Below are 16,923 nucleotides of genomic sequence, written 5' to 3' on the forward strand. Positions count from 1 at the left end.
CCCCCGTCCCGTCCCGCGCCCGCCGCGCCGCCCGCGGCCGTGGTGCCGCCTCCCTCCGCGGGGATGAGCCGCGAGCAGCTGGCCAAGCTGCTGACGGAGACGGACGTCTACGTGAAGTACGGGCTCCACGACAAAGCGCTGGAGCACCTGCGCAAGGTCTTCTCCGTGGATCCGGAGAACCTGGACGCGCACGAAAAGGCGTACCACATCTACGTGGCGGCCAGTAACGGCGCGCAGGCGTCCGAGCAGCTGCTCAACGTGCTGCGCCTGTGCACGCGCCGCGCGGACGTGCAGCGCGCGCAGCCGTACCTGGCGACCATCCTCCAGGAGAACCCGGCGCATCCCGAGGTGCCCGCCTTCCTGTCCGTGCTCCGCGCGGAAGGGGGCTTCGTGGCGCCGGCGGCGACGCCGGGCGTGGAGTCGCTGGAGGAGGACGCCATCCTGGTGGACTCCAACGAGGACGAGATCCTCGTCGCGGAGCCGCCGGAGGACGCGCTCGCGCAGCCCGGCGGTGACGAGCTGGCGCTCGCTGCGCTGAGCCACGGGTCGGACTCGGACGAAATCGTCGACGACGAGGTCGCGGAGACCACGTTGAGCGGCGAGGAAGCGGTGATGGGCGAGCCCATCAGCTCCGCCGAGAACACCGTCTACGACCTGCCGCCGCAGGATGACCTGGTGATGGGGTCCGACGAGGACTCGCTGGTGCTCGCGGACGAGCCGGGCCTGGGCGGCTCGGATGACTCCGGAGGCTTGGACGACGAGCCGCTGGTCGCCCAGGACGACGCGCTGGCGTACGCGGCGGACGCGGGCGACGAGCCCATGGTGCTCGCGGACGAGCCGGGCGGCATGTCGCTGGGCGACGAGGAAGAGGCGCCGCCCACGCGCATCCTGTCCCCGTCGCGCGCGCTGTTGGAAGAGGCCGCGCCGAACACGCGCCAGTTGCCGACGCTGGGCCACAGCGACGACGACGAGGCCCTGGTCGAACCCGGCATGTCGCTGGGCGAGGACGACGACGCGCCCACGCGCGTGGGGCTCGCGCCCCTGGATGCGTCCGCGCTGGACGACGCGGGCCTGGACGAAAGCTTCGCAGCGCCGGTGGAAGAGCCCTCGTACACGGGCGACATGTCGCTGGGCGACGAGTACGAAGACGAGCCCACGGCCGCGCACATGGTGCTGCCGTCGCTGGAGGGGCTGTCCTACGACGAGCCTCAGGCCGAGGCGTTCGCGGACGAGCCGGAGCCCGAGCCCGAGGCCCTGGCGGATGAGCCGGAACCCGAGCCAGCGCCCGAGCCGGAAGCGGAGCCTGAGGAAGAGCCTGCCTCCGAGGAGTGCGACGAGGCGTCGTTCTTCCTCGACCAGGGCCTGCTGGAAGAGGCGCGCGAAATCCTGGAGACGGTGGCCATCGCGTTCCCCGGCCACGTGCGCGCCGGCGAGCTGATGGCGCGGCTGGAGGAGATGGAGGCCGGCGGTGGCACGGCCCCCGAGGACGACGCTCCCTCGGAGCCCCTGCACGTGCCTTCCGTGCAGCCGGTGACGGAGGCGTCGCTCGACGACGACGCCGGTGGTGGTGACGCGTTCGACCTGGCGGCGCAGCTGGCGGGTGAGCTGGACGACCTGGGCGGTGAGTCGCTGGCGGCGGTGCCCCCGGCGGAAGAGGACTTCCAGTACTCGGTGGACGAGGTCTTCGCCGAGTTCAAGAAGGGCCTGGCCAAGGTGGTGAAGCCCGAGGACGTGGACACGCACTACGACCTGGGCATCGCCTACAAGGAAATGGGCCTGCTGGACGACGCCGTCCACGAGTTCGAGGTGGCCCGCCAGGGCTGCGTGGGCACCCCGCGCGAGCTGGACTGCCTGACGATGATTGGCATGCTGCACACGCTGCGCGGCAAGCCGGACGAGTCCGTGGCGGTGTTCAAGGAAGGCCTTTCCAACGTGCTCGCGACGGGCGAGGTGGCCAAGGCGCTGGGCTTCGAGCTGGCGAGCGCCTACGACGCGCTCAACGAGCAGGGCAAGGCGCTCTTCCACTTCCAGCGGGTGGCCGCCATGGACGCGAAATACCGCGACGTGGGGTCGCAGGTGACGCGGCTGTCGGCGCTGACCGCACCGGAGGAGGACCCGCTGCCTCGCGCCGGAAAGGGCCCGGCGACGCCGGTTCCCGCAGCGGGCGTGCCGAAGGCTCGTAAAGTAGGGTACGTGTAGCGCGTCCCCCACGAGGCCCGGCGAGCGATGACGACCTACCTCGATTTCTTCGAACTCACCCAGGAGCCGTTCTCCAACGCTCCGGTGAGCCGCTTCTATTACAACTCCGCGCAGCACTCGCAGGCCCTCACGCGGCTGATGCACGCCGTGGGCTACATGAAGGGCCTGTCCATCCTCATTGGCGACATCGGCGCGGGCAAGACGACGCTCGCCCGGCGCATGCTCGACTCGCTTCCAGAGTCCGAGTACGAGGCCGCGCTGCTCGTCATCATCCACTCGGGCATCACCGCCCAATGGCTGCTGCGCCGCATCGCGCTCCAGCTGGGCGTGGAGAACCCCGCGCAGGAGAAGCTGGCGCTCCTGTCGCAGCTCTACCAGCGCCTGCTGCAAATCTATGAGTCCGGCAAGAAGGCCGTCGTCCTCATCGACGAGGCGCAGATGCTGGAGACGCGCGAGCTCATGGAGGAGTTCCGGGGGCTGCTCAACCTGGAAGTGCCGGAGCGCAAGCTCATCTCCTTCGTCTTCTTCGGCCTGCCGGAGATTGAGAAGAACCTGAAGTTGGATCCGCCGCTCGCCCAGCGGGTGGCGCTCCGCTACAAGCTGGAGCCCTTCACGGCGGAGTCCACGGAGGCGTACGTGAAGCACCGGCTGAGGCTCGCCGGCTGCCCGCGCATGCCCTTCACGCCGGAGGCGCTGCTCGCCGTGCACGAGCACTCTGGCGGCACCCCGCGCGTCATCAACACCCTGTGCGACAACGCCCTCTTCGAGGCGTTCCTCGCGCGCTCGGAGACCATCAGCGCCGAGCTGGTGCACCGCATCGGCAACAACCTGGGGCTCCAGGGTGGCTCGGCTGCTTCCCAGGCAAGCGAGCGGGCGAGCGCGCCCGCCACCTCGCTGCCCCGGACGGCGAACACCAAAATCGACCTGGCGGAGATCGACCGCTACCTCGAGGGACTCGGTAAGCTCTAGCGGCTTGTCCCTCCCCAGCCGCAACAGCGCAGCGCGCAAGGCGCTCTTGTTGGTGCTCCTCGTGGTGTCGGGGAGCATCCTGCTGTTGCGTCAGCCGTTCACCTGGGACGCCGCCTGCACCCTGGCCCGCAGGCAGCTGCCGGACCTGCTGGGCGTGGGCATCGGCATCGGCCGGTGCGAGCTGGATCCGCTGGGCTCGCGCGTGGTGCTGCACGGCGTGTCGGTGTTCGCGCCGGGCAGCGACACGCCGCTGTTCGCCGCGGACGAGGCGGAGGTGGGGCTGGGCTTCCTGTCTCCGCTGTCCCGCCGCTTCATGCTGGGCCATGTGCGCGTGCGCCATCCGCGCGTGGCGCTGGATTTGTCCCGGCCCTCCGCGGCCCCGCCTTCCTCCGACGGCATGTGCCCGCTCACGCCGCTGACCCGCGTGGGCGTGGGGCGCGTGGACATCACCGGCGCGGAGGTGCGCCTCGCGCTGCCGGGCGGGCGGGGCGTGGAGGTGGAGAATCTGGACGTGGGGTGGGTGGAGCACTGGGGCGTGATGGAGCTGGAGGTGGGCGCGCGGCGGGGCCTGGTGCGCCTGGGCGCGGGCGGCGGCGAGCTGACGCTGGGGCAGCTGGGCTTCACCGGCGCGTTGGATCCGGATGAAGGGCTGCTGGACGTGGAGCGCGCGGAGGTGACGCTCGACGACATCACCGCCACGGTGTCCGGCCGCGTGGAGACGCTGTGTCATCCGGTGCTCGCGCTGGACGCGCAGGTGTTCCTGCCGCTGCGCACGCTGTCGCAAGCGAAGCTGTTGCCGCGTCCGGCCACCGGGCATTTGTGGACGCGCCTGTCCGTCACCGGGAAGCCTTCCGCGCTCGCGGTGGGCGCGGACCTGTCCGCGAGCAACCTGGCCTATGAGCAATACGGGCCGGTGAGCCTCAACGCGCGCCTGTCGTACGCGGGGGACAGCGTGCGCGTGGAGTCGCTGGAGGCCCCGCTGGGCTCCGGCAAGGTGAAGCTGTCGGGCGCGTTGAAGCTCACGCCGGAGCTGCCCGTGGACGTGACGCTGCAGACGGAGGACGCGTCCTTCGGGCGCATCCTGGAGCGCGCGGGCGTGGCGGGCTCCTGGGTGGACTTCCCCGCGACGGCGAACGCGCACCTCACCGGGACGCTGCTGCCCAGGCCGTCGCTGTCCGGGCCGTTGGATTTGCGCAGCGGCCGCTTCGTGCTGGCCACGCGCGCGTTCGACGCGCCGGTCAGCGCGGGCAAGACGCTGCTCACCTTCGAGCGGGGCCGCGCGCAGACGGCCGTGAAGCTGACGGGGGACCGCGTGTCCTTCAGCCGCCTCACGGTGGAGTCCGGCCGCTCGCGCGTGCACGGCGACGTGACGCTCTACTTCGACACCGCGCGCGGCCTGGACATCCAGGGCAACGGCGAGCTGGAGCTTTCAGACTTCGGCCACATCGCGGAGCTGCCGTGGTCCGGGAAGGGCTCCGCGAACTACTCCATCGTGGGGCCGTACTCGGACGTGAAGGTGGACGCGAGCCTGTCCCTGCGCGACTTCACCTTCTGGGGCTTCGGCCTGGGCGTGACGCAGGCGAAGCTGTCGTACTCGAAGGGGCTGCTGTCCTTCCCGTCGCTCACCGGCCAGAAGGGGCGCACGCAGTACTTCGGCAACGCGAAGCTCACCTTCGCGCGCCTGCTGCACCTGCGCCTGGACGTGACGGTGCCGCAGGGCCGCACCGAGGACCTGGTGGACCTGGTGGCGGGCCTGAGCCCGTCCATCGCCGTGGTGCAGGGCCAGTTCGCGGGCGCGGCTTCCGGGCGCGTCGAAATCGACAGTCCCCTGGAGAAGCTGGAGGGGCTGGTGGCCTTCGACCTGCGCGACACCTCGTACCTGGGCCGCAGGCTGGGCGCGGGCTCCGCGCGGCTGCGCTTCGTGGACGGCAAGGAGATGGTGCTGGAGCGCACCGTGCTGGACGGCCGGCTGGGGCGCACCTGGGTGGAGGGCTCCTTCGGCTTCACCGCGGGCGCGCTGGACTACCGCTTCGGCGGAGAGAACCTGTCGCTCGCGGAGGCCGTGGGGCAGGAGACCGCGGAGGAGATGGGCATCCAGGGCACGCTCGTGCTCGCGGGCACCGTGGCGGGCTCGGCGGACAAGCCCGACATCCAGGCCACGCTGAAGGGCCCGCGCATCACCTTCGCGTCGCGCGACCTGGGCGCCATGGACCTCGCGCTGCGCCAGGAGGGCAAGCAGCTGCGCATCACCGGCCGCCCCTTCCGCGACGCGCAGGGCTACCTGAACATGACGGTGAAGGAGCCCTACCTCTTCGACTCCACCGTCGACCTGCTGCTGCCTGAAATCAAGCCGCTGCTGCCTCAGGTGCCGGCGCTGGCGGGCGTCACCGGCATGCTCGCGGGGCGCGTGACGCTGCAGGGCCCGCTGTTGCAACCGGAGGGCTACACGGTGGGGGCGACCGTGCGGGAGCTGTCGCTCGCGCGGGGCGACCTGCGCGGCCGCAACCAGGGACCCATCGTGCTGACGTACATCAACAACCGGCTGGACGTGCAGCCCTTCCGCTTCAGCGGCGCGTCGGTGGACTTCACGTTGGGCGGCTGGATGAGCCGGCGCGCCATCAACATGAGCCTGCGCGAGGGGCGCATGGACGTGCGGCTCCTGGAGCCGCTGTTGCCCGGCATGGAGCGCGTGGGCGGCCAGCTGCGCGTGGACGCGGAGGCCACCGGTTCGCTGGACGCGCCGTCGGTGGTGGGCACCGCGGAGCTGTCCGACGTGCGCCTGTCCATGCGCGACCTGCCGCTCACCGTGCGAGGCATGTCCGGCCGCCTGGAGATGACGGGCCAGCGCGTGCTGCTGGAGCACCTGCAGGCCCAGGTCAACGAAGGCCAGGTGTCCGCGCGCGGCGACATCCGGCTGGAGCGCTTCGTGCCCAAGCGGCTGGCGCTGACGCTGCAACTGGATGCCGTGCCGTACCGGATGACGGAGGACCTGCCGCTCACCGTGTCCGGCCTGCTGCAGGTGGTGGGGCCGCCCACGGGGCCCACCGTCACGGGTGGGCTGGACATCATCAAGCTGCGCTACCAGAAGCCGCTCGACATCGAAGCGCTGCTCAAGATGATGCAGAAGAAGCCGAACCTCGCCGTGGGCGGCGGGGGCGAGCGCGCGAGGGACCCCTTCTTCACCTGGGACGTCAACGTGCACTTCGGCGACGTGCGCGTGGACAACAACCTGGCGAAGGCCCGGCTGCTGGGCGACGTGCGGCTGACCGGCACGGACGTGAAGCCGGGGCTCCTGGGCCGCGTGGAGGCGGCCGAGGGCAGCCAGGCGTTCTTCCGCAACAACCTCTTCACCATCGACCAGGGGCAGCTGGAGTTCCGCGACGCGTCCGGCATCGACCCGGTGTTCGAGGTCCAGGCGCAGACGTCGGTGCGCGAGTTCGTGGTGAAGCTGCACGCGTTCGGCCGGCCGGCCAACCCTCTTGTCGTGCTGTCCTCGGAGCCGGTGCTCACGGAGGGTGACATCCTGTCGCTGTTGACACTGGGTGTGACGAGCGCGGACAAGGACACGGCCGCGTCGGCGAGCTACGGTCTGGCGGCGGAAGCCCTCTTCAACGTGTCAGGACTGGACCGGCAGGTGCGCCGGTTCCTGCCGAGCAACCCCGTTCTCAGGGACTTGTCCCTGCAGATCTCCACCACCTACAACGACGCCACCCGGCAAGCGGAGCCGACCGCACAACTGGAGTCGAAGTTCCTTTCCGAGCAGCTTAAAATCGGGATGACCCAGCCAGTGAGTGGGCGAGGCACCCGGGCACGCGCTGAGTACCGCTTCGACGACCGTCTTTCCGCACAGGCCCAGTGGGACAACGAGAACAGCCAGGCGTCGTTCGGAAACCTCGGGCTCGAGCTGAAGCTGGGCTGGGAGGTCGAGTAGCCGCGCTGGCCGCGGTGCTGCTCCTCGTGTGCGCGCTGCCGGCCTTCGCCGCGCCCGTGGGCCACGATGATGACGCGCCGGAAGTGGTGGCCGTGGAGCTGCACCTGCCGGAGGGCATGGCCTCGGACGGGCTTTCGGGCCTGGTCACACTGCGCAAGGGACAGGCGCTGACGCCGGGCGCGGTGCGCAAGTCGGTGGAGCAGCTGTTCGCCACGGGTCGCTTCGCGGACGTGGTGGCGTTCACGCAGGAGGTACCGGGGGGCGTGCGGCTGGTGTTCAAGCTCACGCCGCTGCCGCTGCTGTCGCACGTGTCGGTGCGGGGCAACCAGGTCCTCACGTCCGGGGAGCTGCTGGATGCGAGCGGGCTGCTCCAGGGTGGGCCGTTGGATCCAGAGGAGCTGGACACCGCGGCGGACGCCGTGCGCGAGGCCTACCAGCGCAAGGGCTACGACGCCGTCGACATCCAGGTGGAGGAGCGGCCGGTGCCCGCGGGCGGCGTGGCGGTGACGCTGGTGGTGGCGGAGGGCAAGCCCACCCGCGTGCGCCAGGTGACCTTCTCCGGCAGTCCCGCGCTGCCGCTGCCGCGCCTGGTGGAGGCGCTGGGGATGAAGCCGGGCGAGGTCTTCGACCGGGCGAAGCTGGACGGTGGCCTGGAGCGGCTGCGCGTGCTCTTGCGCGAAGGCCAGCACTGGCGGGCCTGGGTGGGCACGCCCACCGTCGTCGTGGAGGACAGCGAGGCGTCCGTGGCGGTGCCGGTGTCCGCGGGGCCCGCGTTCCACCTGCGCTTCACGGGCAACCGCCGCTTCCCGGACTCGCTGCTGGCGCGCGTGGTGGCCTACGACGGCGAGGAGGCGATGGACGAGACCGTGGCGGCGCGGCTCGCGCGGCGGCTGGAGGCGTTCTACCGGCGGCGCGGCTTCCACGACGCGCGCGTGCGGTCGCTGGAGGTCATCCGGCCGGACGGCGAGGCGGCGGTGCTGGGCTTCCAGGTGGAGGAGGGCGCTCCGCTGCGCGTGACGGACGTGCGCTTCCATGGCAACGCGGCGCTGTCCTCCGACGTGCTTCGCTCCATGCTCACCAACCAGGTGGCGGTGCTGGAGACGTGGCCGGAGCTGGACCTGCCCATGCGCGAGGACCCGCTGGAGACGGAGGGCCGCGATCGCCGCAACGACACGAACGTGATGTCTCCGCCCGACCCGTCCACGGTCTACGTGGAGGACGCGTGGCTGGAGGCCGCGGACGCGATGACGACGGCCTACCGCGAGCAGGGCTTCGCGTCCGCGCAGGTGACCTTCCGGGGCCTCACGCTGGACCGTGTCCATCACACGGCGGACGCGGACTTCGACGTGGAGGAGGGGCCCCGGGCGTTGATCCGCGCGCCCATCTTCCTGGGCATCCCGCTGGAGGTGGATCCCGTCTGGGTGAACCTGCTCCTGCCCGTGGGGACGCCGCTGAGCTTCGAGAAGGTGGACCAGGCGCAGGCCGCGCTGGAGCGGGGACTGGGCCGCGAGGGCTACCTCTTCGCGCACGTGACCAACTCCGTGTCGGTGGAGGAGGATGGCACCTCCGCGCAGGTGACCTACCGCACGGACGCGGGGCCTCGCGTGCGCGTGGGGCAGGTGCTGCTCCAGGGGCTGACGCGCTCGGATCCGGACGTGGTGCTGGCGCAGCTGGACCTGACGCCCGGCTCCCCGCTGTCGGTGGAGGCCTTGGCGGAGGCGCAGCGCCGGCTGTCGCGGCTGGGGCTGTTCCGCCAGGCGGAGGTGTCGCTGGCGGACCCCAACCGCCGCGAGGCTTCCAAGGACGTCCTGGTGACGGTGCAGGAGCGCCCGCGCATCGACGGCGAGGTGTCCGGCGGCTACTTCCTGGTGGACGGTCCGCGCATCACGCTGGACACGGCGTGGCGCAACCTGGACGGCCGGGGGCTGAACCTCCTGGCGCGCGGCAAGGTGAACTACGCGGGCGCGAGCGCGGAGGCGCTGTCGTCCTCGCGGCTTCCGGCCGGGTGCTCCACGGGAGAGCTGTCCGGCGAGGCGTGTACCTCCGACCTGGATGGCTTCAGCGGCCTGGGCGGGCGCGGCAACCTGGCGCTGTCCCAGCCCCGGCTGTCCTTCCTGGCGCCGCAGGAGATTGGCGCGCGGCTGGACCTGATTGGCGAGCGCGTGCACCGGCCGTCGTACCTGTCCACGCGGTTCGCGGCGGTGCTGGGCGCGGACTGGGCGCTGGCGTCGTGGGTGAACGTGTCGCTCCAGTACGAACTGGAGAACAACCGGCTGCGCTCGCGCGGAGGCGTGCTGGAGCTCATCAACCGCGCGGACCAGGAGCGCCTGCGCTACCCGTACGGCGACTTCGCGCTGCACTCGCTGCGCCCGTCCATGACGTTGGACTTCCGCGACGACCCGGCGAACCCCCGGCGCGGCATGGTGCTGAGCAGCAGCGTGGAGTTCATGCGCGGCATCAGCGTCCACCCCACGGACGTCGCGGGCAACCGCGTGCCGGAGTTCCCCATCGACGGCGTGAAGCTGTCCGGCAGCGTGAGCGCGTACGCGCCGCTGGGCCGCCGCGCGAGCGTGGCGGTGAGCGCGCGCGCGGGCACCATCGTGCCGCTGACGCAGGGGGCGCAGAACATCGGGTCCAAGCTGTTCTACCTGGGCGGCTCCTCCAGCCTCCGGGGCTTCCGCGAGGACGGCGTGCTTCCGCAGGACGTGCGCGAGGTGCTGCACCAGCGGCTGGCCGCGTGCCGCGCCGTGATTTCCCCCGCCGGCTGCCCGGACGACCTGAAGGCGGTGCTCGCGGGGCAGGTGCCCGCGAGCCAGGGCGGCGAGCTCTTCACGCTGGCCAAGGCGGAGCTGCGCGTGCCGGCCATCGCCGCGGTGGACCTGGGGCTCTTCTTCGAGGCGGGCAACCTGTGGCAGGACCGCACGCTGTTCGACCCGGGCGTGCTGCGCTACGCGGCGGGCGTGGGCCTGCGCTACGTGACGCCCGTGGGCCCGCTGGCCTTCGACGTGGGCTTCAACCTGGACCGCGACGAAGCGCTCAACGAGGCGCCCACGCAGTTCCACTTCAGCATCGGGACGTTCTGACCGGAGGCCCTTGCCCATGCGAACCCACCGTGCGCGCCGTGGAGTGGCCTGGGGCCTGGGCCTGCTGGGATTGTTCGTGCTCGCGTGTCAGCACGGACCGGACACGTCGGAGAAGGCGCCGCGTCCCGCGTGGATGCCGCCGGAGGGAACCTGTCCTCGCGGCGCGCAGCTCCAGATGGAGCGGCTGGGGCTGAAGGTGGGGGACCGCATCCCCGTCATCGTGGACAGCATCCAGGACCACCCGGGTCCGGCCCGGTACAACTACAGCTTCGTCATCGCGCTGCCGCAGGCGGAAGGGGAGACGAAGCTGCCGGGGGCGCGCATCGGCGGGCGGCTCTACGTGACGAAGCACCGTGTGTTCGGCCGGTATGACCGAATCTTCACCCCGGAGAGCGGCGCCACGTCCGTGCCCTTCTGCGGCGTGCTGCTGGACACGCGCTGGGACCGGGACGGCGAAGGGCTCATCGCGTATCCCAGCCCCATGAAGGGCTTCTCCGTGGTGCAGGACAACACCGGCGTCATCCAGGTGGTGGACCGCTACCCGTGAGGCCCGGACGTCAGTCGACGTGCAGGGTGTAGAACCGCTCGTCGGAGAAGAGCAGGTCCGCGACGCCGAGCCGGAAGGTGAAGTCGCCCTGGGTCGTGGGCTTGCCGGAGAGCGTGCCGTCCTTCGTGTCCAGGAGGATGCCCGGGGGCAGCGTTCCGTCCTTCAGGCTCCAGGTGCCCGCGCCGGTGGCGCGCACGGTGTAGCTGTAGTCGGAGCCCACGCGGCCGCCAGGCACCGCACGAGACACCAGCTTGATGGCGAGCCCGGCCTCGGTGAGGGTGATGGAGAGCGTGCCGTTCGTGGACTGGGGTGGCGTGTCGCTGTCCGCAACGACCACCGTGAACTCCTTCCTCCCCGCCTGGGTGGTGGTGCCGGTGATGGTGCCGTTGGCCGCGAGCGTCAGGCCCGCGGGCAGCGACTGCTGCGGCGCGAGGGCGAAGCTGTACGGCGCCTTGCCTCCCGTCGCGGTGATGCGCTCGGTATAGGCGCGATTGTTGATGGCGTCCGCGAGCGGCTCCGGGCCCGCGACCCGCAGCAGCGGACGGACGGGCAGCAGCAGGCTGCCGCTGGCGCGCTTCGTCGGGACGCTCCGGTCGGACACCTCCACCGGGAGGACCAGTTCCCCCGCGCGCGTGGGCGTCCCGCTGATGCGGCCCGCGGTGTCGAGTGCGAGGCCCTTGGGAAGCTGGGCGGTGGCGGTGAACGTGTACGGCGGGGTCCCGCCGTTGGCCTGAATCTGTGCCGAGTAGCTGACGTTCTCGGTGCCCTCCCTCAGGCTGCTGGATTCCAGCGCGAGCGGGGCCGCGGGACCTGCGTCTTCGCTGCCCGCGTCCACCTGGCCCGCGTCGGCTTCGCCCGCATCCACTTCGCCCGCGTCCGTCTCCCCGACGGGCCCGGTGCCCGCATCCACCCCCGTGCCGCCGTCCGTTTCCGCGTCCGGATCCTCGTCGAGCCCGTCACAACGCCCGCCCTCGCCACAGGTCGGCAGGCAGCGATTCTCCGAGGGGAGGCATGACGTGCCGGAGGGGCAGCCCCCCTGCACATCGCATGCGGCGAAGCGCGACAGGTCCGGCGCGAACGTGCACGCCCCCACCGCGAGGAGGGTGGTGCTCAGCAACGCGGCAAGCAGCTTCCTCATGGCAGGGCCTCCGTCACGGGCGTCGCATCCCGCAGGGCGTACCTCGGGTGTGGGGCTCGCGACAAGTGGACGCGCGACCCGCGGGAGCCATCAGGTGTCCCAATCTGTCTGCTCATGGAATCTCCCAGATGAAGGACACCGTGCCCCCGACGCCGAGCAGCGCGCCCGCGCCCAGCAGCACGTTGGACGTCCGCGCCTGACGGCGGCCCGTTTCCAGCCGCGCCGTGATGCAGTCCGCGAACGCCTCGCCGGCCTTGGCGCAATCACCGCCGTTCTTCGACAGCTTCGACTCCGTGCTTCGCGCCGCCAGCCCGAAGCCCACGCCCGCGAGGAGCGCCGCGCCGCCCACGCCCCACAACACCTTGGGCAGCACGCGCGAGCCCCGGGGCTCCCGCGCCGCCTGCGTCGTCACCAGGGGCGACCACACCTGCTGGAGTGCCTGCCTTGCGCGCGCGTCCGCTTCGCTTGGCGTCGTGGCCGGGGCCTCGAACTGCGCTCGCGTCTCCGGGCCTCGCGCGTCCGTCACCGTGAGCGCCACGCTGCGCTTGCCTCCCACGCCCAGCGCCACGCCCCGCACCAGCCTGCGCACGCCCAGCGCCGAGGCCTGCGCGCTCCGGCACTCCGCGTCGCCACACGCCGTCAGCGCCGCGCCCGACCCACGCATCCGCGCCACCGTGTCCTCGCGCGACTCGAGGCACGCGTCCGGCAACACGGCCACCGCGCGCCGCGTGGCGTCCTCCAACTCACGCGCATCCGCGGACGGCAGGGCCAGCCTTTCGAAGGGCATGAGCACCACGCGCGTGTTCGCATCGCAAGGCGCTGACATGCGCAGCAGCATCAACAGCAGGGATGCGGGCAGGCTCATGGCGGCTCAGGGCACCAGCGCGGCGTCGGCTTCATCCGACGACGGCGTGATGCCGAGGCTCGCCATGTAGCCCCGGTAGAAGCGCGGCCCGAAGGGCACGGAGAAGAGCTTGTCGCGCATCGCGTCCTGCACGGCGCCCCGGGCCGCCACGCTGGCGTCGTGCCAGGGCAGGCCGCCCGCGTCCACCACCTCCGACGCGCGGCTGATGGCGAACGGCGCCTCCCGGCCGCTGCCGCGCAGGTAGTAACCGCGCCCCACGGGCAAGGCCACCACCAGCGGACGCTCTCGCTCCTTGTGCAGCTCCACCACGCGGATGCCGCGCGAGTCCTCCACCCAGAGCCGGCCCGCCAGGCCCGTGGGCACCATCAGGTAGCCCAGCGACGTGGCGTCCCCCAGGTCCGTCAGCGCGAACGCGCGATTGAGCGCGGGCGGCTGGATGAACACGTTCGGCTGGCCCCGCACGTCGTCCGTGCCCTGGCTCGCGGCGGCCACGAAGGCCCGCAGCTCCGCGTAGTCCACCTTGCCATCCCCGTTGACGTCGCCCGCGCCCGACAGCGCCGAGCGCACCATGTGGCTGAAGACGCCGGAGCGGATGGCGCTCCACTCCTGGCTCTCCTGCTCCGAGGCCGTGGACAGCACCACGCCCACCTGCGGGAAGCGCTCCAGCTCGCGGTTTCCCAGAAGCCCCTTCACCGCGTCCACGTACGCGGGGCCCACCGGCAGCGCGCCGCGCGAGTGCACGAAGAAGTACGAATCACACGCGTCCACGATGAGCTGGAGGAACGACGCCTTGCTGGGCGCGACCACGCGCTCGTACAGCTCCGTGCGCGTCAGCGGCCCGTCCAGCAGGCTCACGGAGCCTTCGCCCGCGGCGCCGCGCTTGCCGTGGCCCACGAACACGAAGGTCAGCACCGGCATGGCGCCCTTCGCCCGGTCCTCCGCCATGCGGGTGTTCAGGCGGGCGAGCGCGGCCCCCAGCGCGGGGTGCGTGGGCGGGCGCGTCTTCGCGGCGAGCCCCGGGTGCAGGGCCTGCGTCTCGGCGTCCAGCACGCTCAGCAGCACCACCTCGCGCGAGCGGGGCGCGAACAGTTCGTAGTACCGGGCGCCGTCGTCGTCCGCGTAGCGCAGGGGCGCCTGGGACGGCCCGGTGCCCGTGTTGCTGGCCACGATGAGGGCGTAATGCACCTGCTCCGGCGTGGCGCTCGCGGCGCTTCCCGCCAGGAGTAGGAGCACACCCAGGACCAGCGGCCTGTGAGAGGACATATGCATCAAGGGTTTGCGCGATGCGCTGTGCGAAAGAATGCCACGGGGCGCAACCGACAATCCACCGGACGCCGCTCGCGACAACATGCGGATGACGGGACCGCGACGGTCGCGGTAAGCCCCTGAGGGATGGAGTGGGATGACGACACGTTGCGCCGTTTTCGCGAAGGCACCCCGGAGGTGCTGGCGGAGGTGTATCGCGCGCACGCGGAGCCGCTCGCTCGCCTGCTCAAGGCGGCCGCATGGCGGGGAGCCTTCACCCGCTTGAGGAACGCGATGGAGTTGGAGAACACGCTGCTGGAGACCTTCGCCCGCGCCTTCGAGCCGCGCACGCGAGCCGCCTACAACGGCACGCGTCCCTATGCCCACTTCCTGATGGGCATCGCGCGCAACGTGCTGCTGGAGCAGTCGCGCGAGCGCGAGCTGGTCGGCCGGGACGAAGCCTTCGAAGGGCTCACCGAATCCTCCTCCGAGGAGGGCGGGCTGGACGAGCTGTTGGAGGACCGCGAGGTGGAAGCGCTGCTGGCGGCGTTCAAGCAGGGCCTGTCACGTGAAGAACGCCAGCTGTTCGAGCTGCGCTTCGGCGAAGGCCTGCCCCAGGAGGAGGCCGCCACGGCGTTGGGCCTCACGCGCATCCAGGTGCGGCGGCGCGAGTTCGGGTTGAAGTCCCGGTTGCTGGGGTTCCTCCAGTCGAAGGGGTACCTCCAGGACCTGGAGACGCAGGGCTGGAGCTTCTTCAAGCGGCGGGGTGCGCGATGAGTGGGTGTGGGGACCGCCGGACGAAGCAGGCCATGGCCGCGCTCTTCGAGAAGGGCCGGGACGGGCTGGACGCGGACGGCTTCGAGCGCCTGCGCGCGCACCTGGCCACCTGTCCTGACTGTCAGGAGACGTACACGCGGCTGTCGCGCGTGGAGTCGGTGCTGGAGCAGCGGGCGCTGCCCCAGGCCCGGAGCGCGCTCCTGGAGCAGGCGCTGCTCGCGAGGCTTCAGCCCGCCCCCGCGCGTGCGGTGGTCGCGTCCGAGCGCAGGAAGTGGTTCGCGTCCCCGCTCTTCATGCCCCTGGCGCTGAGCGCCGCCGCAGCGACCGTGGCGCTGGTGGTCGTGGCGCCGTCGATGGAGCGCCCCGAGCAAGGCGTGCCGGAGTGGCAGGCGCGCTCGTCCGCTCCGGGCGAAGGGGCCTGGGGCGTGCGCGCCTTCTGCATCTCGCCCGAGGGCACGGTGCTGGCGGAGGCCCGGCCCGGTGGAACGCTGACGTGCGCGGAGGGCAACGCGGTGCAGTTCAGCTACACCGCGCCGGAGCGCGTGCGCTTGTCGCTGGAGGGACTGCCGAAGGAAGGCGAACCGCTGCGCTTCTTCCCGAGCGAGGGACCGGCCCGGGAGGTCGCCGCGGGCGTGGACGTCACGCTGCCCTTCAGCACGCCCGTGCAGGGCGGATGGCTGACGGGCCCCGTGCCGGTGCGCGCGCGCTTCACCGACGCACAGGGCCGCACCGTCGCGGACACGCAGGTGACGCTCCAGCCGCGCTGATCCGCCTGCGCATCACCTCACCCCACGAACGAACAACCCCCCTCCCGTGCAGGCACGGGAGAGGGGCGGGGACTGCCGTACCTTGTGGGGTCCGTGAGTGACTACGGACGCGGACACGGCGGTCCACTTCCAATGTCCGTGCACCACCAGGTGTGTCGCGAGCGCCGCCGGATGGATCGCCGCCCCACCGGAGTGTTCTGTAGTGGCTGAATCCAGGGAGCTGTCAGGGAAGAGGGTCTTTCCCACCCCTGGCGGTGACAGTGTCCGGAGCAAGGGCGGGCCCGGGGTGGGTCGCCGGTATACAGTCCGCAACGTGTTCTACGCGTGTGTGCGGGCGGTGGTGGCGCTGGCGTTGAGGCTCTTCTACCGGGTGAAGGTGAATGCCCCGGGCGAAGCGCCCTCCGGGCCGGTGCTCTTCGTGGGCAACCATCCGAACGGGCTCATCGACCCGGCGTTGGTGTTCATCCTCACGCGGCGCCAGGTGACGTTCATGGCCAAGGCGCCGCTGTTCAAGCTGCCCGTCATCGGCTGGCTGTTGAAGGGATTGAACGCGCTGCCGGTGTATCGCAAGCAGGACGACCCGACGCAGATGGGGCGCAACGAGGGCACGCTGGATGCGGCGAAGGGCGCGCTCGTGCAGGGGCGGGCCATCACCATCTTCCCGGAGGGCAAGAGCCACTCGGAGCCGGAGCTGGCGGAGCTGAAGACGGGGGCGGCGCGCATCGCGCTCAACGCCGCGCGAGAGGGCGCCCCGGTGCGCATCGTCCCGGTGGGGCTCACCTACGCGGAGAAGAACGTCTTCCGCAGCGAGGTGCTCATCGACCAGGGAGCGCCCATCGACGTGCAGGCCTTCCTGCCGAAGGACGCGGCGTCGGAGCAGGACGCGGTGCGCGCGCTGACGGAGCGGGTGGCGGAGGGCCTGCGCTCGGTGACGCTGAACCTGGAGCAGTGGGCGGACCTGCCGGTGGTGCAGGTGGCGGAGCAGCTCTACGCCTTCCGCCAGGGCGGCGCGCTTGACGCCGAGCGGCTGCGGCTGTGGGCGCGCGGGGTGCGGCTGTTCCGGACGCAGGAGCCGGAGCGCTACGAGCGCCTGCGCCAGCACCTGGCCTCGTTCGGCAGCCGGATGGCGCTGGTGCAGGCCTCGCGGCCGGAGGACCTGTCCGTGGAGTACCGCCCGGGCAACGTGGTGCCGTTCGCGGCGAAGACGCTGGCGCGGTTGGTGTTCGGGCTGCCGCTGTTCGCGCTGGGGCTGGCGGTGTTCGCGCTGCCCTATCCGCTGCCCCGGATGGCGGCGCGGCGGGCGGAGCTGGACATCCAGGCCACGGTGAAGTTCCTCACCGCGGTGGTGGTGTCCGTCGTGTGGTGGTGGGGCCTGACGGCGGTCGCGGCGGTGTGGGGCGGG

11 protein-coding genes are annotated in these 16,923 nt (G+C 71.5%); 8 read left to right on the forward strand and 3 right to left on the reverse strand.

Features of this window, described 5'->3' with window-relative positions; all coding sequences use genetic code 11:
- From D7X99_RS38625 to D7X99_RS38645, 5 genes are all read left to right on the forward strand, one after another.
- On the forward strand, positions 1-2,199 hold a 2,199-nt coding region (locus tag D7X99_RS38625; protein WP_121782125.1), incomplete at its 5' end, for a hypothetical protein.
- A 27-nt stretch (positions 2,200-2,226) separates the two neighbouring features.
- Positions 2,227-3,168, forward strand: a complete 942-nt coding sequence (locus D7X99_RS38630; protein ID WP_014399053.1) for an ExeA family protein — start codon at positions 2,227-2,229, stop codon at positions 3,166-3,168.
- Positions 3,169-3,172: 4 nt separating this feature from the next.
- Entirely contained in the window at positions 3,173-7,099 is a 3,927-nt protein-coding gene (locus D7X99_RS38635; protein WP_121782126.1) for a translocation/assembly module TamB domain-containing protein, read from the forward strand.
- Positions 7,100-7,113: 14 nt separating this feature from the next.
- The gene (locus D7X99_RS38640; protein WP_121782127.1) at positions 7,114-10,182 is read left to right on the forward strand and encodes a POTRA domain-containing protein; all 3,069 of its coding nucleotides are present in this window, start codon (positions 7,114-7,116) and stop codon (positions 10,180-10,182) included.
- A 16-nt stretch (positions 10,183-10,198) separates the two neighbouring features.
- Positions 10,199-10,729 carry a hypothetical protein gene (locus D7X99_RS38645; protein WP_121782128.1) on the forward strand — a complete coding sequence of 177 codons (531 nt, stop codon included), beginning with the start codon at positions 10,199-10,201 and terminating at the stop codon, positions 10,727-10,729.
- Between the two features lie 10 nt (positions 10,730-10,739).
- Here D7X99_RS38645 and D7X99_RS38650 read toward each other — a convergent pair whose 3' ends face one another.
- The 3 genes from D7X99_RS38650 to D7X99_RS38660 all read right to left on the reverse strand — a co-directional run bounded on the left by D7X99_RS38650 (position 10,740) and on the right by D7X99_RS38660 (position 13,995).
- Complete coding sequence (locus D7X99_RS38650; RefSeq protein WP_121782129.1) at positions 10,740-11,867, reverse strand: Ig domain-containing protein; 1,128 nt, start codon at positions 11,865-11,867, stop codon at positions 10,740-10,742.
- Between the two features lie 112 nt (positions 11,868-11,979).
- Positions 11,980-12,732 (reverse strand): hypothetical protein, encoded by a 753-nt coding sequence (locus D7X99_RS38655; protein WP_121782130.1) that lies wholly within the window; start codon positions 12,730-12,732, stop codon positions 11,980-11,982.
- A 6-nt stretch (positions 12,733-12,738) separates the two neighbouring features.
- Positions 12,739-13,995 (reverse strand): hypothetical protein, encoded by a 1,257-nt coding sequence (locus D7X99_RS38660; protein ID WP_121782131.1) that lies wholly within the window; start codon positions 13,993-13,995, stop codon positions 12,739-12,741.
- A 150-nt stretch (positions 13,996-14,145) separates the two neighbouring features.
- Between D7X99_RS38660 and D7X99_RS38665 the strand changes: the two genes are divergently transcribed.
- The 3 genes from D7X99_RS38665 to D7X99_RS38675 all read left to right on the forward strand — a co-directional run.
- A complete protein-coding gene (locus D7X99_RS38665; protein WP_233614057.1) occupies positions 14,146-14,754 on the forward strand; it encodes an RNA polymerase sigma factor in 609 nt (202 codons plus the stop codon).
- A gap of 32 nt (positions 14,755-14,786) precedes the next feature.
- Positions 14,787-15,521, forward strand: coding sequence for an anti-sigma factor (locus D7X99_RS38670; RefSeq protein ID WP_233614060.1), 735 nt, complete (start codon positions 14,787-14,789; stop codon positions 15,519-15,521).
- Positions 15,522-15,834: 313 nt separating this feature from the next.
- Positions 15,835-16,923 (forward strand): lysophospholipid acyltransferase family protein (locus tag D7X99_RS38675; RefSeq protein ID WP_121782134.1); only part of this gene is annotated, 1,089 nt, incomplete at its 3' end.

The organism is Corallococcus sp. AB032C (genome assembly GCF_003668935.1).
Classification (GTDB): Bacteria; Myxococcota; Myxococcia; order Myxococcales; family Myxococcaceae; genus Corallococcus; species Corallococcus exiguus.